This is a genomic window from Yinghuangia soli (assembly GCF_021502675.1).
Classification (GTDB): domain Bacteria; phylum Actinomycetota; class Actinomycetes; order Streptomycetales; family Streptomycetaceae; genus Yinghuangia; species Yinghuangia soli.
The window spans coordinates 47243-67158 of the sequence record NZ_JAKFHA010000028.1; the positions used below are offsets into that span (position 1 = coordinate 47243).

At 74.1% G+C, this 19916-nt stretch carries 14 protein-coding genes; 8 read left to right on the forward strand and 6 right to left on the reverse strand.

From position 1 onward, the window contains the following. Window positions 1–7 precede the first annotated feature (7 nt). Window positions 8–3292, forward strand: a complete 3285-nt coding sequence (locus LZ495_RS45075) for a helicase-associated domain-containing protein (protein WP_235056657.1) — start codon at window positions 8–10, stop codon at window positions 3290–3292. Here the strand turns inward: LZ495_RS45075 and LZ495_RS32655 are convergent. Beyond that, on the reverse strand, window positions 3285–4661 hold the full coding sequence (locus LZ495_RS32655; protein WP_235056658.1) for an FAD-binding oxidoreductase: 1377 nt from the start codon (window positions 4659–4661) through the stop codon (window positions 3285–3287). The two genes, LZ495_RS45075 and LZ495_RS32655, sit on opposite strands and share 8 nt — an antisense overlap. 230 nt (window positions 4662–4891) lie before the next feature. Beyond that, window positions 4892–5578 (reverse strand): TetR/AcrR family transcriptional regulator, encoded by a 687-nt coding sequence (locus LZ495_RS32660; protein WP_235056659.1) that lies wholly within the window; start codon window positions 5576–5578, stop codon window positions 4892–4894. Window positions 5579–6196: 618 nt separating this feature from the next. Between LZ495_RS32660 and LZ495_RS32665 the strand changes: the two genes are divergently transcribed. Both LZ495_RS32665 and LZ495_RS32670 read left to right on the forward strand, forming a co-directional pair. Then, window positions 6197–7822, forward strand: a complete 1626-nt coding sequence (locus LZ495_RS32665; RefSeq protein WP_235056660.1) for a hypothetical protein — start codon at window positions 6197–6199, stop codon at window positions 7820–7822. A 552-nt stretch (window positions 7823–8374) separates the two neighbouring features. Beyond that, window positions 8375–9901: an MFS transporter gene (locus tag LZ495_RS32670; RefSeq protein WP_235056661.1), complete on the forward strand. Its 1527-nt coding sequence runs from the start codon at window positions 8375–8377 to the stop codon at window positions 9899–9901. A 58-nt stretch (window positions 9902–9959) separates the two neighbouring features. On the opposite strand, the gene LZ495_RS32675 is transcribed toward LZ495_RS32670, so the two are convergent. Next, window positions 9960–10574, reverse strand: a complete 615-nt coding sequence (locus LZ495_RS32675) for a MarR family winged helix-turn-helix transcriptional regulator (RefSeq protein ID WP_235056662.1) — start codon at window positions 10572–10574, stop codon at window positions 9960–9962. A 156-nt stretch (window positions 10575–10730) separates the two neighbouring features. Here LZ495_RS32675 and LZ495_RS32680 point away from each other — a divergent pair, with 156 nt between their 5' ends. The 5 genes from LZ495_RS32680 (at window position 10731) to der (ending at window position 16724) form a co-directional block, all read left to right on the forward strand. Next, window positions 10731–12428: an N-acyl-D-amino-acid deacylase family protein gene (locus LZ495_RS32680; RefSeq protein WP_235056663.1), complete on the forward strand. Its 1698-nt coding sequence runs from the start codon at window positions 10731–10733 to the stop codon at window positions 12426–12428. Then, window positions 12421–13632: an amidohydrolase family protein gene (locus LZ495_RS32685; RefSeq protein ID WP_235056664.1), complete on the forward strand. Its 1212-nt coding sequence runs from the start codon at window positions 12421–12423 to the stop codon at window positions 13630–13632. Before LZ495_RS32680 ends, LZ495_RS32685 begins: the two co-directional genes overlap by 8 nt. A gap of 137 nt (window positions 13633–13769) precedes the next feature. Further along, entirely contained in the window at window positions 13770–14465 is a 696-nt protein-coding gene (gene cmk, locus LZ495_RS32690) for a (d)CMP kinase (protein ID WP_235056665.1), read from the forward strand. A gap of 5 nt (window positions 14466–14470) precedes the next feature. Continuing rightward, on the forward strand, window positions 14471–15193 hold the full coding sequence (locus LZ495_RS32695) for a lysophospholipid acyltransferase family protein (RefSeq protein ID WP_372498675.1): 723 nt from the start codon (window positions 14471–14473) through the stop codon (window positions 15191–15193). A gap of 46 nt (window positions 15194–15239) precedes the next feature. Beyond that, a complete protein-coding gene (der, locus tag LZ495_RS32700; RefSeq protein WP_235056666.1) occupies window positions 15240–16724 on the forward strand; it encodes a ribosome biogenesis GTPase Der in 1485 nt (494 codons plus the stop codon). 130 nt (window positions 16725–16854) lie between these two features. Here the strand turns inward: der and LZ495_RS32705 are convergent, their stop codons facing one another. The 3 genes from LZ495_RS32705 to LZ495_RS32715 form a co-directional block, all read right to left on the reverse strand. Beyond that, on the reverse strand, window positions 16855–17448 hold the full coding sequence (locus LZ495_RS32705; RefSeq protein WP_235056667.1) for a hypothetical protein: 594 nt from the start codon (window positions 17446–17448) through the stop codon (window positions 16855–16857). A gap of 149 nt (window positions 17449–17597) precedes the next feature. Then, window positions 17598–19007: an adenosylmethionine--8-amino-7-oxononanoate transaminase gene (bioA, locus tag LZ495_RS32710; protein WP_268823637.1), complete on the reverse strand. Its 1410-nt coding sequence runs from the start codon at window positions 19005–19007 to the stop codon at window positions 17598–17600. A 106-nt stretch (window positions 19008–19113) separates the two neighbouring features. Further along, window positions 19114–19899, reverse strand: coding sequence for a DUF8842 C-terminal domain-containing protein (locus tag LZ495_RS32715; protein ID WP_235056668.1), 786 nt, complete (start codon window positions 19897–19899; stop codon window positions 19114–19116). Window positions 19900–19916: the final 17 nt, after the last annotated feature.

A 19916-nucleotide genomic window follows, 5' to 3' on the forward strand; every position in this document is an offset into this window, starting at 1 on the left:
TGGCGTCGTGGGCATCTGGCAGTCTGGAGGGGTGACGCTGTCCACCACCGACTCGCTCGCGGTGTACCTCGCTTCGCTCTCCGCATCCGACCTCGCGCGTATCGTGACGACGACGCCCACCGTGCCCGATGATCCGCGGCCTACCACTTTGCGGCATGTCGCGGTCTGTCTCGCGGATCCCGAAACGGCCTTGCTGGCTTGTTCGTTCCTCAGCCGGGGCGAGTTGCAGCTGCTCGAGGTGCTGTGGGCGGTGGCGGAGGAGCGGCCGCCGGGCGGGGCCGCGCGGTTGGGGCGCGAGGCCGGCCCGCGGCTGGACGACGATCCCGTGGTGGTGGTCGAGCCCGATGCGCTGCTGGCCCTGGTCGGCGGTGCCGAGCAGGCCGAACTGTCCGAGCTGGGCCCGGCCTTGGAGTCGCTCACCGGGCGGGTGCTGGCGTGGCCCGAGGACGGGCGGATACGGCTGCACCCGGGGGCCGCCGCGGTGTTCCCGCTGCCGCTGGGGCTCGGGGCGCCCGCGTACGGGCTGCTGCTCGGGCAGCGTGCGGAGGATCTCCAGGCGATCGTGCGGGAGTTGGGCGGCCTGCCGGCCGGCCGCAAGGACGACAACGCCTTGCTGGCCGCGCGGCTGCTCGGCGATCCGGCCGTGGTACGCCGGATCGCGGCCCGCCTCGACCCGCCTGCGCGCGCCGCGCTGGACGAGCTGACCGAGATCGGGATCCGCCGTGATCCGGCCGCGGCGTGGGGCTACTACGCGGGCGGCCGGCCCAAGGGTGCCGCGGCGCAGGACGGCTTCGCGCGGCTGCGCCGCCGCGGGCTCCTGCTGCCGACCGGGGACGGCTGGGAGATGATGCCGCGCGAAGTGGCCCTGGCCCTGCGCGGCGACGACTACCGGGTGCCGTTCGAGGCGCGGCCGCCCGCGGTGGCGACGGTGCCGGTCGACCGGGCAGTGGTGCTGCGCGAGTCGGCGGCCGCGGCGTCCGGTGCGCTCGACATCGCGTCGCGCCTGCTGCACACGTGCGCTCTGGCCCCGCCGCAGCTGCTGAAGAGCGGCGGCGTGGGCGTGCGCGAGGTGCGCCGCCTGGCCCGTGAACTCGCCTGCGAGGAGGGCGCGGTCCGCCTGTGGCTGCACATCGCCGAGTCCGCGGGGCTGCTGCTGGCCGACGGCGAGCGCGGCCGCGTCCTGCCGACCGCCGCGTACGACGCCTGGCTGGACAGCGAACCGGCAGGCCGCCTCCTGGCGTTGGTCCGCGGGTGGGTCACGATGCCGGACGTCCCGACCCTGGACGCTGCGGAAGCCGCGGCCGGACGCGCCGGGCGCCCGCCCGCCCCGCTGTCCGGCGCCCCCGTGCACGGGGGCCTGGCCTTGGTCGCGCGCGGGGCGCTGCTGCGGACGCTGGGCTCGCAGGGCCCCGACCGCGCGGTGCCCGACATCGGCGCGCTGGCCCGCTGCGTGGCCTGGATGTGCCCCACGCCGTTCCGGCAGGGGCTGGAGGACATCGTGGCGGGGCTGGACGCGGGCTGGGAGGGGCCGGACGACGGCCCCGACGCAGGCCGCGGCGGCGACACCGCCGGGACGGCGACGCATCTCGCCGCGCACACCGCGGCGTTGGCGGTCGCCCGCGACAGCGTGACGGTACGGGTGGGACCCGCGGCGCCCGGTGAAACGCCCGAAGAGGGGGATCGGGCGGCCGAGTTGCCTGCTGGGGGAGCATCACCGCCCGAGCCGGGTACGACGCCCGCTGCGGCTCCGCCTCAGCCGGGCGGCACGCCTGCCGCGGTGCCCCCTCAGCCGGGTATCGCGCCCGCCGGGGCTCCCCCCGAGCCGGGTAGCACGCCTGCCGCGGTGCCCCCTCAGCCGGGTATCGCGCCCACCGGGGCTCCCCCCGAGCCGGGCAGCACGCCTGCAGCAGCTTCCCCAGATCCGGGCACCGCGCCCGCCGCGGCTCCGCCCGCGCCGACCGCTACCGCGGCTCCGCCGGCGCCGAAGGCTCCGCCCGCCGCACCCGCCGCACCCGCTCCCGTCCCCGCCGCATCCCTCGTCGTGCCGCCGAAGCCGTCGGTGCCGCCCAGGCCGTCCACCCCGCCGCCCCCGCTCCCGCTGCCGCCCGCGCCGCCGCCAGGTGCCGGCGATCCCGAAGCGCCCACCGATGTCGGGGGAGTGGTCACCCCCGGGGACTTCCCGTTCGCGTCCGCGTGCGACTGCCCGGACTGCCGCGATGTCGCCGACGAGATCGAGACCGCGTACCGGGGCCGCTTCGACGCCGTCGCCTTCACCGCGGCCACCCTGCAGGAGGCCGCCCTGCTCGGCCTGGTGGCGTGCGGGGCACTCACCGCGCTGGGCGGCGGCGTGGCGGTGCAGCACAGCGCCGCGGCGCTGCTCGCGGCGGCCGAGGAGCTCCTGCCGCCGGCGGTCCGGCGCGCGCACTTCCCGAGCGACATGACCGCGGTGGTGACCGGTACCGCCGCGGTCGAACTGGCCCGGCTGCTGGCCGGATGCGCCGAGCCGGAGCCGTCCGGGCGCGTGTGGCGCTTCACCGAGGAGTCGGTACGCCGGCACCTGGACGCGGGCGGCAGCGCGGCCGGCCTGCTGGCCGACCTCGCCGCCGTGGCGATCGGCAAACTCCCGCAGCCGCTCGAATACTTGATCCACGACGTGGGGCGCCGCCACGGGATCGTGCGGGCCGCACCCGCCGCCGGCGTCGTCTACTCGGACGACGAGGCCCTGATCACCGAACTGCTGCACCACCGGGGCCTGGCCGCCCTGCGCTTCCGCCGCATCGCCCCGACCGTGCTGCTGTGCGCCCAGCCGGTCGAGGAGGCGGTACGCCGCCTGCGCCGGGCCGGGTACGCCCCGGCCGCGGAGACCGAGACCGGCAGCGCACTCGTCGAACGCCCCGCCGAATACCGGGCGGACACCGAGGACCAGGGCAGCTGGCCTGTCGCCCTGCCGATGCCGGAGGACCTGTCCGAGGACTGGCGGTCGTGGGCCGCCGACCTGCTGGACCGCGCGTCCCGGGCGGCGCCGGCGCTGAGCGCGAAGGCGGCCCGGCTGCACGAGGCGGCGCCGCTGCTGGGCCCGGAGGACTGCCTGGTCCTCGCCGAGGCGCTGGACCGGGGCAGCGCGGTGCGGGTCGCGGCGACGGCGTACAACGGGGAGCCGCTCACCAGCACCGTCGCGCACTTGGCGATGGCCGGCGACAGTCTCTACATGCGCCCGCCCAACGGCCGTCCGGCGCTGCTGCCGTTCCGGCTGGAGACGCTGTGGCTGGTCCTGCCCGCGGAGCCTACATAGGCGGGATGTTCTGGTTGAGGTGGAAGACGTTGTCCGGGTCGTACTCCGCCTTCACCGCCGCCATCCGCCGGTAGTTGTCCGGCCCGAAAGCGTCGACGATGCGGGCCTGTCCCTCGTCGCCGATGAAGTTCAGGTAGGTCGAGCCCGTCGACCACGGCCGCATGTCGGCGCACACCTGATGCGCCCACTGCGCGGCCTGGGCGTCGTCGGCCGGGTCCTCCCAGAGTGCGAACGGGTGGACGCCGTAGCGGGCGTCGGTCCAGGCCAGCGGGTTCCCGGCGGCGCGGGTGGCGACCGCCGCGCCCTGCGGGAAGAAGGCGTTCATGGAGGCGGACGGCTGGACCATCCCGGGCGACCGCGCGCAGAAGGCGTCGACCGCGGCGTCCGGGAAGGAGTCCATGTACTCCGCGGACCAGTAGTTCCGCAGCCCCGGTGGGTCGTCGAGCATGGTCTGGAACATCATGTACGGCAGTTCCGCGATCATCGCCCCGTCGGGGGCCAGGCCCAGGAACGGAGCTGCGGCGTCCCGGCATTCGGCCTCGGTCCCGGCGTACGTGATCAGCACGGCGCAGGCCAGCCGGCCCACCAGGTGCGGCGGGACGAACTCCTCCGGCGGGCCCACCAGGTAGATGAAGCCGCCGCCCACTTCGTCAGGGGCCGTCTCGCAGAAGTCGCGGTAGGTGCGCAGCACGTCCGGGCCGTACTCGGGCGGCCACATCATGAGCGCCATGCTGAACGCCGGGAGTTCGTACAGCTTGAAGGTGAACGACGTGGCGATGCCGAAGTTGCCGCCGCCGCCGTGCAGCGCCCAGAACAGCTCGGAGTGCTCGGTCTCGGAAGCCTCGATCATGCGGCCGTCGGCGGTGACCATCTCGACCGCCGTCAGGTTGTCGCAGGCCAGCCCGAACTTGCGTTCCAGCCAGCCGGATCCGCCGCCCAGCGTGAACCCGCCGATGCCGGTCGTGGAGGCGCGGCCGCCGGTGGTGGCGAGCCCGCACGGCTGGGTCGCGCCGTCGAGGTCGGCCATGGTGCCGCCGCCTTCGATGCGGACCAGCCGGGCGTAAGGGTCCACCGTGACCGCGTTCATGCGGCGCAGGTCGATGGCCAGGCCGCCGTCGGTGAGGGCCTTGCCCGCGACGCCGTGCCCGCCGCCGCGCACCGATACCTCCATGCCCATCTCGCGGGCCGCGGCGAGCGCCGCGGCGACGTCCTCGCGCGAGGTGCACTGCGCGATGGCGCCGGGATGCCGGTCCATGGACCCGTTGAAGAGGGTGCGGGCGTCGTCGTAGCCCGGTGCGTCGGGAAGAAGGACGTCGCCGCGGAAGGCGCCGCGCAGGGCTTGGGCGGCGTCCAGGCCGAGGGTGGTCATGATGGGACCTGCTTTCGGGTGGACTCCCCGAGCCTCCCCGAGCGTGCGGCGGGCACGTGATCCCCTGTACAGCCCACGTGTACGCCGCCTCTATACACCGTAGCCCTGCTTCCGCGAACGGGAAACGGGACGGATAAGAACAAAGCGGCAAAGAATATTGCAAAGTAGGACAAGGTTGAACGAGGCGGACGGAGCAGGCCGACGCGCCCGCTGTGCCGGGCGGCCGTGCGTCAGGTCGCCGTGCGGCCTGCGGCCTCCGCGGCGGGCGCGCCGCCGTGCACCTCGGTCGGGGTACGGCCGTAGATGGTCCGGCCGATGACCGTGGTCAGGGTGTCGAGCAGCTCGTCCGGGACCGGTTCGGTGCCGGACGGGCCGATGGCGTCGGTGAGCGACGCGGTCAGCAGCCGGACGAGGAGGGCGGCCAGTGCCTCGGCGGGCGGGCCGTCCGGGGCGATGCCGGACTCGCGGTCGCGCTCGATGCGCGCGGTGGCGTTGCCGGCCAGCCGGCCCAGGAGGCGCTCGCGGCATTCGAGCAGCGCGCCGCCCGCGTCCTCGCGCAGCATCACCCGCAGCAGCGGGCCGTGGCGCTGCCACAGCGCGGCGACCCGGGCCAGCGACTGGCGCAGCTCGTCGCGGCCGATCGGGTCGGTCAGCCAGGCCTCGGCGACCTCGACGAAGCCGTCCGCCACCGGCTCGAGGAGTGCCTCGAACACGGCCTGCTTGCCGGCGAAGTAGAAGTAGAAGCTGGGACGCGAGATGCCCGCCCCGGCGACGAGGTCGTCGATGGTGATGCGCTCGGGCGGCTTGTTGGCCAGCAGCGTGCTCGCGGTCCGCAGGATCGCCTGCTCGCGCAGGTCGCCCTTGCTGGGGCCGCGCCTGCGGCCGGTGCTGCGGTCGTCCGACGCATGCTCGTCCATGACGTTCATTATCCGGGCCGCGCGGGGGTGTCCGGCGGCAAGGCCGGAGGCAGGCCCGGCAGCAGGGGCCGGAGACGCGGGCCGCGGATATGGCGCAGCGTGCCGCGGGCCGAACGGGATATCGCCGTCGCGGTGCGACTCCGCAATGCTCCCCAAGCATTCGGCGTGCCCCGCCGGCCTCATTCCGGGAATTTTCCCGAGGGAAATGAATGACGTCGCATGGCACGACTTTCGATGCTTTATTAAAGGCTGCTCACTGCGCGATGTCAACAACGGATGACCAAGATTCTTTGAGGTCGTGCGCCTGGCGGCGAGTCGACACGTGTCACCAGCATGAGTGGCTTCGCCGCTGGTGGTCCCGGCTGTCGTCGGCCGGGGAATCGGGGTGGATCGCGCCGCCTCGGCGCGGAAACCGAATTGTTTCCGGGAGCTTCCGGGATACGAAGATCATCGCCGTGGAATTCTTTGCGGTGACACGTGTAATCAGCGATCGAGGGAATTTACCGCTTGATTTTTTGCCGGACTGCGGTCAGATTCCACAAAGGCTGCCGGACCGCTGCTGCGGTGATTTCCGGGCGTACCGGTGTGGGCGGGGCGGATTTGCGAAGGAGCGCAGTGTTGTTGCGAAGCATGGTGCCGCGGCGGGCCGGAGCGGTTGCGGCCGCCGGGGCGCTCACGGCCGCGGGGCTGCTCGCCGCGGCCCCGGGCGCGGACGCCGGCACCGTCACGCCCGTCGTCGAATGCGTCCTCCCGGCCGGCCAGGGCACTGTCACCGGCCCGCAGGACGTCGCGGTGGTCCTGGACAAGTCGGCCGTCGCGCCGGGCGGTTCGCTGAAGGGCTCGGTCACGCTCGGCCCGGGCCCCGCGGTCGGCACCGCCGGCCTGTCGGTCCGGGTGACGCCGTCGATCACCCTCGCGATGCGCGGCGCGGCCACCGGCGAGGTCACCGTCATCGGCGAAGAGAGCACGGTCCAGGTGGAGCCGGGCCAGGCGCCGCCGATCCCGCCGTTCGCGGGCAACTTCACGGTTCCGGCCGCGGCCGCCGCGGGCGGGGGGATCGAGTTCACCGTCGTGAAGGTGGTGACCGACGCGCAGCCCGCCTCCGGGGGACCGCGGCTTCCGACCGTGTGCACGGTCAAGTCCGGCGGGGACGCAGCCGTGGCCAAGGTCGGCGTCGAAAGCCCGGCGAGCGGGCCGGCGACGCTGGCCGCCCCCGCGGACGCGGTCCGGCCCGGCGGCACCTTCACGCTGACCGGCGCGAAGTTCACCCCGAGCGCCGCGCCGCAGATCTCCCTGTGCGACGCGGCCGGGGCGAACTGCGGCGCCGGTCGGTTCACCGCCAACACGCTTGCCATCGACGGCCAGGGCAACCTGTCCGGCAGCGCGACCCTGGCCGCCGCGGGTGTTCCTGACGGCACGTACAAAGTCAAGGTGGCGGGCGGCGAGAAGCAGGCGCAGGCCTCCCTCAAGGTCAAGGCGCCTGCTCCGGCCGGTCCGCGTACGGTCGAGCTGGACCGGCCCGGCGGCCCGGTCGGCACGACCGTGGCGGTGACCGGCAGGAACTGGACCCCGAACGGCAGCGTGACCGTGGTCCAGACGGGCGCGGACGGGCGGGACGGCCCGCACACGATCCTCGCCGCCACCGACGCGGCGGGCTCGTTCGCCACGCCGTACACGGTCACCGACCCGGCCACCGCGAAGATCCGGGTGCGGGAAGGCATCTCCGACAGCGCCGCCGTGTCCGTCCCGTTCGCCCTGGCCGCGGCGCCCGGGCCGGCGCCCGGCGGCGAGGCGGCGATCGTCCCGGCCGCCCCCGGCACCCTGTCGATGAGCCAGGCCGGCAGCGGCATCGGCTTCGGGACCGCGACGCTCGACGGCGAGGAGCAGAGCCTGAAGGCCGCACTGAACCGCATCACCGTCGTCGACACCCGCGGCGGCAGCCTCGGCTGGTCGCTCACCGGCACCATGACCGACCTGGCCGCGGAGAACGGCCGGGACAAGATCGCGGCCGGCAGCATCGGCTGGGCCCCGGCCTGCGTCGCGGCCGCCGGAAGCCTGTCCGCGGTGTCCCCGGGCGCCGCGGGTCCGCTCGGCAGCACCCCGGCGACGCTGTGCAGCCAGGCCGGAAGCGCGGCCGGCCCGACCGGCGGGCAGTTCGCGGCCGACGCGGAACTCACCTTGACCACACCCCGGTTCGCGGCCGCGGGTGCCTATGCCGGAACCCTCACGCTCACGCTCGCATGAGGGGACCGCTCGCCAGGAAGTACCCGGCGCCGCGCACGGCCACCCCGTGACGACGCCCCCGACACGGCCGGGTGTTCGCACCACCCGGTCCGCCCGCTGCCGCACGGCAGCGCGGATGCACGGCAGTTCGACCGCACGCTGCACGACCGTACGAATGCCCGGCCGTTCCGCGGTTCCCCTTGTCCCGCGGTGCGCCGGCGCACAGGTTCGGCTGTCCGCCTGATTCGACTGTTCGACGGCCTGACCACCGGCCGCCGGGCGGCCCGGAGTGCCAGCTCCCGGCCGTACGGCGACCTGCCATCGGGACTCCGCCGCCGGGGGGCGGAGATCGGCCGGCCAGGCGCGGGGAGGACCCTTCCCACCCGCGCCGGACGGCCGCCGGGGCCATGTGCCCCGGTTCCCGAAACCGCGGGCCCGGGAGCATCTGCTCCCGGGCCCGCCGCATGCCTGCGGCGGCCCCGATTCGCGCTTTCGACGCGTCATCGGGAATACTCGACACACTGTCGAGTTTGTGTCTGCGTACTGCCGCCCATCACCCCGAGGACTTCGCCCGTGCCTGCCACCGCAGCTTCGGCGCCCGCGCGCGCCACCCGCGCTCCCCATCCCGGCGCCCTGATCGGCGCGCTCTCCTTCGCCGCGATGGTCGGCGCCATGCTCCAGACCCTCGTGGTCCCGGTCCTCGGCGCGATCGGCGCCGACCTGGACGCCGACGCGGGCGCGATCAGCTGGGTGCTCACCGCCAACCTGCTGGCCGCCGCGGTCATGACGCCGCTGTTCGGGAAGACCGGCGACCTGTACGGCAAGAAGCGCATGCTTCTGGTCGCGCTCGGCATGATCCTGGCGGGCTCGCTGCTCGCGGCCCTCACGTCCTCGCTGCCGCTGCTGATCGTGGCCCGGGTGCTGCAGGGCGCGTGGGGCGGCCTGTTCCCCGTGGCGCTCGGGGCGCTGCGCGACGAACTGCCGCCGCACAAGCTCACCGGGGCGATGGCCATGGTGTCCGGCATGATCGGCATCGGCGGCGGCATCGGCCTGGTGCTGACCGGCCTGCTCACCAACCACGACGGCGACTACCACCGCGTGTTCTGGGCCGCCGCCATCCTGACCGCGCTCGCCGCGGCCGCCGTCGCGCTGGTCCTGCCGCGCCGCACCCCGACCGCGACCGGCCGCATCGACTGGACCGGGGCCGCGCTGCTCGGCCTCGCCCTCGTCGCCCTTCTGCTGCCCGTCTCGCAAGGCAACGCCTGGGGCTGGACGTCCGCCAAGACCCTCGGCCTGTTCGCCCTCGCCGCGCTGCTGTTCGCCGCCTGGGCCACCGCGGAGCGCCGCATCGCCGACCCGATGATCGACATGAAGGTCTTCGTCAAGCGCACGGTCGCCTTCACCAACATCGCCGGCGTCCTGGTCGGCGTGAACATGTTCGTCGGCTTCCTGGCCGTCTCGCAGTTCGTGCAGATGCCCGAGAAGGTCGCGGGCTACGGCTTCTCCGCCTCGGTGCTCTCCGCATCCACCGTCTACCTGCTGCCCGGTGCGCTCTCCGCGATCATCGCCGCACCCGTCGGCGGCATCCTGGTCCGCCGCTTCGGCGGCCGCCACGCGCTTGCCGTCGCCGGGCTGATCAGCCTGGTCGCGTACACCTTCCTGGTGTTCGCGCACGACAAGAGCTGGCACCTCATCGCCACCGCGGTCGCCGTGCAGTCGTCCGTCGCGATCGCGTACGCCGCGATGCCCGCGCTGATCGTCGCCGAGGTCCCGGCCGCCCAGACCGGCATCGCCAACAGCGTCAACGCCATCGCCCGCTCCGTCGGCAGCTCGCTGGCCAGCGCGGTCGTCACCTCGCTGCTCACCGGCCACCTGATCGCCGGACTGCCGGTCGCCGTCCCCACCGAAGGCGCCTTCACCGCGTCCTTCGCCATCGGCGCGGTCGCCGGCTTCCTGGTCCTGGTCGTGGCCCTCACCGGCCTCCCGCGCAGCCGCCCCCGCCTGATCGCCGACCACCGCATCGACCCGGCGGACGCGGGGGACGCAGGGGATGCAGCCGACCGGTCCGAGACTCCGGCGCAGGCTGCCGCCAAGGCCTGACCTGCAGCGCCTCCCGCAACGCGAGAGGCCGTGGCTTCCGCGGCCGAGCCCGCGACGCCTATCCGGCGTTCGCGGGTTCGGCCGCTGCGGCGTCCGCCGGGTCGGCCGCGGTGCCGGTGCGGCGGGCCAGGGTGGCTTCCATTGCCTCGGTCAGGTGTTCCAGGAGTTCGGCGAGCGCGGTGCGCCGGGTGTCGTCGAGGCCGCCGAGGACTTCCTGCATCAGGGCGTGGCGGTCGCGGCGGATGCGGCCGGCGGCCCGGCGGCCCGTGGTGGTGGCGCGGACGACGACGTAGCGGCGGTCGGCGGCATCGGGCTGCCGTTCCGCGAGGCCCAGCCTGACGAGGCGCTCGGCGGTACGGCTGGCCGCGCCCTGGTTGATGTCCAGGGCGCGGGCGAACTCGTGCATGTGCCACTCGGGTTGTGCCGCGAGCGTCTCCAGGGCGTCGACCTGCGCCGGGGTGAGGTCCTTGCCGCCCGCGCGGTACAGGGCGCGGGACAGCTCCGCGTGCGCCGGGCTGCGGGTGAACTGCTGGATGGCGCGGATGACGCGGTCGCCCGGGTCCGCCGCGCCGGAAGCGGGGGCAGCCGGGGAGTCCGGAGAGCCCGGGGGGCCGGGGGAGCCGGGGGAGTCCGGGGAAGCCTCGGCGGTGCCGCGGGAACGACGTTCGACCATGGCTGAACCGTACCGGTCGATCGGCCATCTCCCCGCTCCCATGTGCTGCTTCGTCCCTTATACATGCCTAAGGCAACTCTTGCCTTGGGCATGTATCAGGGATACGTTGCGGCCGCGGCCCGGCAACGGCACGACCGGGCCGCGTCTGGAGGAGAGATGAGCGCGAACGACATCGCCGTACGCGGCGGCACGGTCGTCGACGGCACCGGCGGGCCCGCGCGCCGCGCCGACGTCGGCATCCGCGGCGGCCGCATCACCGAGATCGCCGAGCGCGTCGAAGGCGCCCGCGAGATCGACGCGACCGGGCAGCTGGTGGTCCCCGGATTCCTCGACATCCACACCCACTACGACCCGCAGGTCCTGTGGGACGGCCTGCTCACCCCGTCGTCCTGGCACGGCGTCACCGGCGTGGTGGCCGGCAACTGCGGCTACAGCCTGGCCCCGGCCCGCCCGCAGGACCGCCGCTCGCTGCTCGGCACCCTGGCCATGGTCGAGGACATGCGCGCCGAGACCCTCGCCGCGGGCGTGGCCTGGGACTTCGAGACCTACCCCGAGTACCTGGACGCGGTCGCCCGCCGCGGCACCGCGATCCACTTCGGCGGATTCGTCGGGCACACCGCGGTGCGCACCTACGTCATGGGGGAGGCGGCGTACGACCGGCCCGCCACCGGCGCCGAACTCGACCGCATGCGGGCCGTCGTCGCGGACTCGCTGCGCGGCGGCGCGCTCGGCTTCTCCAGCGACCGGGCCGGCTTCCACCTCGGCGACGGCGGCCGCCTCGTCCCCTCGATGGTCGCCGAGCAGGCCGAGGTCGAGGCGCTGGCGCAGGTCACCGCCGAGACCGGCCGGGGCATCGTGCACATCGCCACCGGCGAGAACTACGGCTGGGTCTACGACTTCCAGCGCCGCCTCGGCCGCCCGCTGACCTGGACGTCGATCCTCACCTACCCGGAAGGCACCGCGTCCCGGGCGCCGTACGCCGCCAAGCTCGCCGACCACCTCGCGGGCCGCCGGGCGGGCGCCGACGTGTGGGCGCAGGTCACCTGCCGGCCCATCACGCAGGAGTTCTCGGTCGCTGAACCGACCTCGTTCTACTCCCTGCCGGCCTTCGCCGAACTGGTCGCGGTGCCCGTCGCAGACCGCCACCGGGTGTACCGCGACACCGCCTGGCGGTCCCGGGCCTGGGCCGAATTCACCAGCGGGAAGTGGCTGAACCCGCGCTGGGAGACCATCACCGTCGCGCACTCGCCCGCCCGCCCCGACCTGGTCGGGCGCTCCGTCACCGCGATCGCCGCGGAGCGCGGCGGCGGCACCGCGTTCGACGTCGTGTGCGACCTGGCCCTGGAGGACCGGCTGGCCTGCCGGTTCACCGTCACCTTCGCGAACGACGACGTCGAAGGCGTGACCACCCTGCTGCGCGGCGAAGGCTGCCTGATGGGCCTGTCCGACGCGGGCGCGCATGTGAGCCAGATCTGCGACGCGGTCATGCCCACCGACTTCCTCTCCCGCTGGGTCCGGGACCGCGACGTGATGCCCGTCGAAGAAGGCGTGCACAAGCTCACCGGCCAGATCGCCGGCGTCCTCGGCCTGGACCGCGGACGCCTGCACCCCGGCGCGCACGCCGACCTGGCCGTCCTCGACTATGCGGCGCTGTCGCCCGGCCCGGTCCGCCGGGTGCGCGACCTCCCCGCGGACGGCGAGCGCCTGATCGCCGACGAGCCCGCCGGCCTGGACCACGTCCTGGTGGCCGGCGTCCCCATCCGCACGCACGGCCGCCCCGCCACCGCCGGGCTCGACCGCCTGCCCGGCACCATCCTGCGCAGCACCCCCACCCCGGAGGCACACCATGGCTGACCTGCTCGAACGCATTCTGGCCTATGCCGGACCGAAGGGCGAGCTGGTACGCCGAGGCGACGTCCCGCAGCGCGGCGGCCGCTACCGCATCATCTCCGTCGACGACCACCTCATCGAGACGCCCGACCTGTTCCGCGACCGCATGCCGGCCAGGCTGCGCGACCGCGCCCCGCACCTCGAACGCGACGGGCACGGCAACGACTGGTGGGTCTTCGAGGACGAACGCGTCCCGCTCCTCGGCTCCGACGCGCTCCGCGGCTGGGAGCAGGGCAAGGGCTACCTCGGGCCTGTCCACTTCGACGAACTGCACCCCGCGGTGTACGACGCCGACGAGCGCGTCCGGCACATGGACGCCGCCGGCATCGCCGCCCAGCTCAATTTCCCCTCCGCGCCGTTCGGCTTCGCGGGCCGCCGCTTCGCGGCCATGAAGGACCGCGACCTGGGCCTGGCGTCCGTACGCGCGTACAACGACTGGCTGCTGGACGCCTGGGTGCGGCCGTACCCCGAGCGGTTCATCGCCTGCCAGCTGCCCTGGCTAGGCGACCCGGACCTGGCCGCCGACGAGATCCGCCGCAACGCAGCGCGCGGCTTCACCGCGGTGTCGTTCACCGAGAATCCCGAGCGGCTCGGCCTCCCGTCCCTCTACAGCCAGGACTGGGACCCCTTCTTCCGGGCCTGCGAGGAGACCGGGACGGTCGTCAACCTGCACGTGGGGTCGTCCTCCGAGACCCTCGTGCCGTCCCGCGACTCCACCGCGGCCGTGCTCGGCGTGCTGTTCCCGGTCAATGCGATGGCGGCGGCCGCCGACTGGCTCTTCGCGCGCATCCCGGTGCGCTTCCCGGAGATCCGCATCGCGCTGTCGGAAGGCGGCATCGGCTGGGTGCCGATGTTCATCGACCGCATCGAGTTCATGGGCCGCGACCTGGACTACAGCGCCGACTTCGGCCCGCTCTCCCCGATCGACTGCCTGCGCCGCAACTTCTGGTTCACCGTCCTGTCCGACCCCGCGACCATGCAGCTCCGGCACCTCGTCGGCGTCGACCGCATCATGGTCGAGACCGACTACCCGCACCCCGACTCGACCTGGCCGGACAGCCAGGAGATCCTGGCCCGCCAATTCGCCGGCGTCCCGGACGACGAAGTCGAGTCCATGACCTTCCGCAACGCCGCCGCCCTGTACCGCCACCCGCTCCCCGAGGCCTGACCCGCCCGCCCGCGGGCCCGCGCCCGGCTTGCGTCCGGCCTGCGCCCGGGCCCGCGAGCGGTTACGGGGATGATCCGTCCGTGTGGTTCCCGGTACCCTCGGGGGGACATCCCCCAGGAAGCGAAGGGTCATCGACCGTGGAAACACGCACGCCGCTCGCGACGATCGTGGTCGCGGTCGACGGTCCGTCCGGCTCCGGCAAGTCCAGCGTCTCACGCGCCGTCGCGCAGCGGCTCGGGCTGCGCTACCTCGACACCGGCGCCATGTACCGCGCCGTGACGTGGTGGATGCTGCACAACCAGGTCGACGTGCACGACGCGGCAGCCGTCGCGGCCGCCGCCGACAAGCCGGAGCTGGTCTCCGGCACCGACCCGGCCGGGCCGACCATCACGGTCGACGGCATCGACGTCGCCGGGCCGATCCGCGGCGCCGAGGTCACCGGCGCGGTCAGCGCGGTCAGCGCGGTCCCCGAGATCCGCACCCGCCTGGTCGCGCTGCAGCGCGCGGCCATCGGGGCCGGCGGGATCGTCGTCGAGGGCCGCGACATCGGCACCGTCGTCGCGCCGGACGCCGCGCTCAAGGTCTACCTGACCGCCTCCGAGGCGGCCCGCGCCGCGCGCCGCAACGCGGAGAGCGACGACCCGGCGGCCAGCGTCACCGCGACCCAGGCCGACCTGGCCCGCCGCGACGCGCTCGACTCGGGCCGGGCCACCGCGCCGCTGAGCATGCCCGCCGACGGCGTGCTCGTGGACACCACCGAGATGGACCGCGACCAGGTCGTCGAGCACCTGCTCGCCCTGGTCGGGACCCGCGCCGAGGACGCGGTGCGGTGAGCCTGATCCCCGGACCGCGGCGCACCGGCGAGGGCGGCCGTACGCGCTGGCCCGTCCCCACCGACATCACCAAGCCGCCGCTGTCCGCCGCCGCGCACCGCATCGGCATCCCGCTGCTGCGCTCGTTCTGGCGGATCCGCTCGCTGGGCACCCACCACGTGCCGCTCGGCGGCCCGGTCATCCTGGCCGGCAACCACACCAACTTCGCGGACGGCCCGCTGCTGTACGCGTTCTGCCCGCGCCCGGTGCACTTCTGGGTCAAGCAGGAGATGTTCACCGGCATCATGGACCCGGTGCTGCGCGGCATCGGGCACATCCCGGTGCACCGCGGCAGCGCGGACCGCGGCATGATCATGGACTCGCTCACCGTGCTCCGGGCCGGCAACTGCCTGGGCGTCTTCCCCGAGGGGACGCGCGGCGCGGGCGACTTCGGCGAGGTGCACAACGGGCTGGCCTACCTGGCCATGCGCTCCGGGGCGCCGATCGTGCCGGTCGCGTGCCTGGGCACCGGGGAACGCGGCGCGTCCATCGCCGCGCTGCCGTCGTGGCGGGCGAAAATCGACGTCGTGTACGGCAAGCCGTTCCTGCCCGCGCCGGACACCGGAAAGCGCTCGCGGCGCGCGGTGACCGACGCGTCGGAACGCATCGTCGAGCGATTGACCGCACACTTGCACGAGGCCGAGCGTCTGACCGGCCGGAGCGCGGCACCCGCCGCCGTCCCGGCCTGAGCGACGCCCGGCCTGCAGAACACCACCGATCACGAGGACGCCACCCATGCAGCACGACGCCGGTTCCGGCGCATCCGCCGACGAGTACTCCGGGGTCATGGACCCCGAGGCGTGGGAGGCCGACTACGACCCCGACGAGTGGGTGGACGCCGGCGGCGACCTGCTCGGCGGCGGCGAGGAAGAGGCCGAGGCGCACACCGCCATGCCGGTCCTCGCCGTCGTGGGCCGCCCCAACGTCGGCAAGTCGACGCTCGTCAACCGCATCATCGGCCGCCGCCAGGCGGTCGTCGAGGACACCCCGGGCGTCACCCGCGACCGGGTGAAGTACGACGCCGACTGGAACGGGCGCCGCTTCACCGTGGTCGACACCGGCGGCTGGGAGAAGGACGTCGCGGGCATCGACCTGTCGGTCGCCCTGCAGGCCGAGTACGCCATCGACAACGCCGACGCGATCCTCTTCGTGGTCGACGCCACGGTCGGTTCGACCGACACCGACGAGGCCGTCGTCAAGCTGCTGCGCCGGGCCGGCAAGCCCGTCGTGCTGGCCGCCAACAAGGTCGACAACATGGCGCAGGAGGCCGACGCCGCCTCGCTGTGGTCGCTCGGCCTGGGCCAGCCGTACCCGGTCTCCGCGGTGCACGGCCGCGGCTCCGGCGACCTGCTCGACGCGGTCTTGGAGGCGCTGCCCGAGGCCCCCGCGCAGCGGTACGGCATCGGCATCGGCGGTCCCCGCCGCGTCGCGCTGCTCGGCCGGCCGAACGTCGGCAAGTCCTCGATGCTCAACAAGCTCGCGGGCGAGAACCGCGTGGTCGTCGACCCGCTGGCCGGCACCACCCGCGACCCGGTCGACGAGATGATCGAACTGGGCGGCAAGACCTGGAAGTTCGTGGACACCGCGGGTATCCGCCGGCGCGTCCACCTCACCCAGGGCGCGGACTTCTACGCCTCGCTGCGCACCACCGCGGCGCTGGAGAAGGCCGAGGTCGCGGTCATCCTGATCGACGCGAGCGAGCGGCTCGCCGAGCAGGACACCCGCATCATCTCGCTGGCCGTGGAGTCCGGCCGCGCGATCGTCATCGCGTACAACAAGTGGGACCTGCTGGACGAGGAGCGCCGCTACTACCTGGAGCGCGAGATCGAGCAGGACCTCGTGCAGGTGCAGTGGGCGCCGCGGGTGAACGTCTCGGCGAAGACCGGGCGGCACATGGAGAAGCTGGTGCCCGCCATCGAGACCGCGCTGGACAGCTGGGAGCAGCGCGTCCCGACCGGCCGGCTCAACGCGTTCCTCGGCCAGATCGTCGCGGCCCACCCGCACCCGGTCCGCGGCGGCAAGCAGCCGCGCATCCTGTTCGGCACCCAGGCCGGCACCAAGCCGCCGCGCTTCGTGCTGTTCACCTCGGGCTTCCTGGAGGCGGGCTACCGCCGGTTCGTCGAGCGCCGGCTGCGCGAGGAGTTCGGCTTCCCGGGCACCCCGATCGAGATCCGCATGAAGGTCCGCGAGAAGCGGTCCCGCAAGCCCGGCAAGAAGTAAGGCCGGCAGGCGAAGCCTGTACCCGCGGTCCTCGGTCCGCGGACGCGTGAGGCCCGGCACCCCGTCCAGGGGTCCCGGGCCTCACCCGTGTCCGCGCGGCAGCGCGGCGCCCGGCGCACGTGCCGGTCCGTCACAGCGGCATCTGCTGCGGCGCCTGGAAGCCGGCCACCGGCATGAGCGCCAACTCGGAGCGCACCGCTGCGGACTGCGCGTGCGCCTGCGGCTGCGCGTGGCGCGCGGTACGGGCGTACGGGTCGTAGCCGCCGAGCTGCTGCGGGTGGCTCTGCACGTTCCCGGGCGGCGGGGTGTCCATCTGGTAGTGCACGGGCGGCGGCGTGTGCGGCTGCGGCGCGGCCTGCGGGCCGGCGTGCGCGTAGCCGCCGGTGCCGCCCTGCGGCATTGCCTCGTAGCCGCCCGTGCCGCCGGGCGCACCCGGGGCCGGGTAACCGCTCGGACCTGCGTACGCCTGCGGGTATCCCGGATCGGGCCGGAAGGCCGGGACCGGCATCGGTGCGGACATCCCGTAGCCCCCCGGGGCGTACCCGGTCAGGCCGTTCGCCGCCGCGCCGAAGCCTTCCCCGTAGCGGTCCCCGGGCACCGCCCGGAACATCCGCTGCCACTCTTCCATCAGTTTGTCGAAGATCGGTGTGCCCGTTTGCGCCGCTGCCGCGGCGGCGAAGGGGCCGGAGGTGTTGGGGGAGACGGAATCGTCGAAGCTGTACACGAATGGTCCAACGACGGACGTCCCCTGGCGATGCGCTCGATTACCCGCGATTACCCGTCCAAGCCGGAAATTTGACCCGAATACCCCGGGCGGTGCCGCCCGGGGTATTCGCGGACTCAGGCCGTGTCCGCCGGTGCGCGGGGCGGGCGTCAGGCCGGGTGCTCGGCGGCGACGACGTCGACCATGGCGGCGGTGACCACGGCGAGGTCCTCGGCGGTCATGACGTACGGCGGCATGGCGTACACCAGTTTGCCGAACGGGCGGATCCAGACGCCGCGTTCGACGAATGCGGGCTGGACCGCGGACATGTCGACCGGGCGGTGCAGCTCGATGACGCCGATGCCGCCGAGTACGCGCACGTCGGCGACCTGCGGCAGGTCCGCGGCGGGCGCCAGGCCTTCGCGCAGGCCCGCCTCCAGTGCGGCGACGCGGTCCCGCCACGGCGAGGCGAGCAGCAGGTCGATGCTCGCGACCGCGACCGCGGCGGCCAGCGGGTTGCCCATGAAGGTCGGGCCGTGCATGAACGCGCCGTGCGCACGGCTGATCGCCTCGGCGATCTCGTCCGTGCACAGCGTCGCGGCGAGCGTGAGGTAGCCGCCGGTCAGCGCCTTGCCCAGGCACATGATGTCGGGCGAGATCCCGGCGTGGTCGCACGCGAACAGCTCGCCGGTGCGGCCGAATCCGGTGGCGATCTCGTCGGCGATCAGCAGCACGTCGAACTCGTCGCACAGTTCGCGCACCCGGCGCAGGTACGCGGGGGAGTGGAACCGCATGCCGCCCGCGCCCTGCACGACCGGCTCCAGGACCACCGCGGCGACCTCGTCGCGGTGCTTGGCGAGGAGGTCGGCGAGGTCCGCGGTGTCGGCGGCGGCGAGCGGCCGCGCGAAGCCGGCCGGCGGGATCGGCGCGAAGATCTGCTCGGGCAGCACGCCCGCCCAGAGGCTGTGCATGCCGCCTTCCGGGTCGCACACCGCCATGGGCGCGAACGTGTCGCCGTGGTAGCCGCCGCGCACTGTGATCATGCGCGTCCGGCCGGTGAGGCCGCGGGCGCGCTGGTACTGCAGGGCCATCTTGAGCGCGACCTCGACCGCGACCGAGCCGGAGTCGGCGAAGAAGACGCGCTGCAGCGGTGCGGGGGTGAGGTCGACGAGGCGGCGGGCCAGCTCGACGGCCGGCGGGTGGGTGAGGCCGCCGAACATCACGTGCGCCATCGAGTCGAGCTGGGTGCGCACCGCGGAGTTGAGCGCGGGGTGGTTGTAGCCGTGGATCGCGGCCCACCAGGAGGCCATGCCGTCGATCAGCTCGCGGCCGTCCGCAAGGCGCAGGCGCACCCCTTCGGCGGACACCACGGGGAAGAGCGGGGCGTCGCCCAGGGCACTCGCGTACGGGTGCCACATGTGCCGCCGGTCGTAGGCGACCAGTTCGTCGCCGTCGATGCGCCGGGCCGCTGCCGCCGGGTCGGGAACGGTGTCCTCGGCGGTCGCGGATGCCGCCGTCGCAGCGGGCGCCGCGGTCGCAGGGGGCAGGACGTCCGGGGCGTACAGGTGTTCCGGGTTCATCGCATCGACGCTAGCAGCCGGGTTCCGGACGCCGGTGCGCACGCCCCGGCCGGGGCCGGGACGTGCGCGAATCGGCCGATGTCCGGCGCATTGCGCGCCGGTCGGCTCAGGCGCCGGTCAGCGGGACCGAGCCGGCCACCAGCAGGCCGCGCCGGCCCGCCTCGCGCAGCGCCGCGCCCAGTTCGTCGTTGCCGGTGTGGATGCCGATGGTGCCGACCGGGGCCGCGTACAGCAGCACGACGCCGTTGCCGCGCGCCGCGCTCAGCCACGCCTCGGGCACCTCGGCCGGGATCTGCGCCTGCCACCAGGCCTCGGTGCGGCCGGACGCGCCCGGGAAGAGCACCGAGGTGAGGAAGCCGCCGTCGAGCACCACGGACCAGCCGCTCAGCAGCGGCGGCAGCGTCATGTCCGGAGTGGGGATGGCGCTGAAGCCGCGCTCGCTGAGCAGCGACAGGAACTCGTCGCGGGCACCCTGCGTGCCGGGCCGCGCGACCGCCGCGCCGGGCTCGACGACCAGGGCCGCGTAGGTGATGCCGTCGCAGACCATCATGCTGCCGGTGATCGAGATCGGCACCGGTCCGCCGGGCACCACGGTCGGGGTGGGGACGTTGGACGGGTCGCCCTGCTGGGCCGCGATGAGCGGCTCCACCGCGGCATCCGAGACCGGGATGACCTGCGACGGGATGCAGCGTGCGTGGGCGAAGGCGAGGACCGCGGTCTCCTGCGCGAGGTAGAGGAGCGCGCTGGTCTCCTCGACGGCGGTGTCGCCGCCGCCCCGGCACGATGCGCACGCGTACATCTGCGGTCCGGTCTCCCCGGACACGAGGCGGACCGCCTCGTCGTCGCCGATCTCGGCGCGTACTTCGGGGCTGACGTCCAGCAGTCGGGACACGGTTTGCTCCTCGTTGT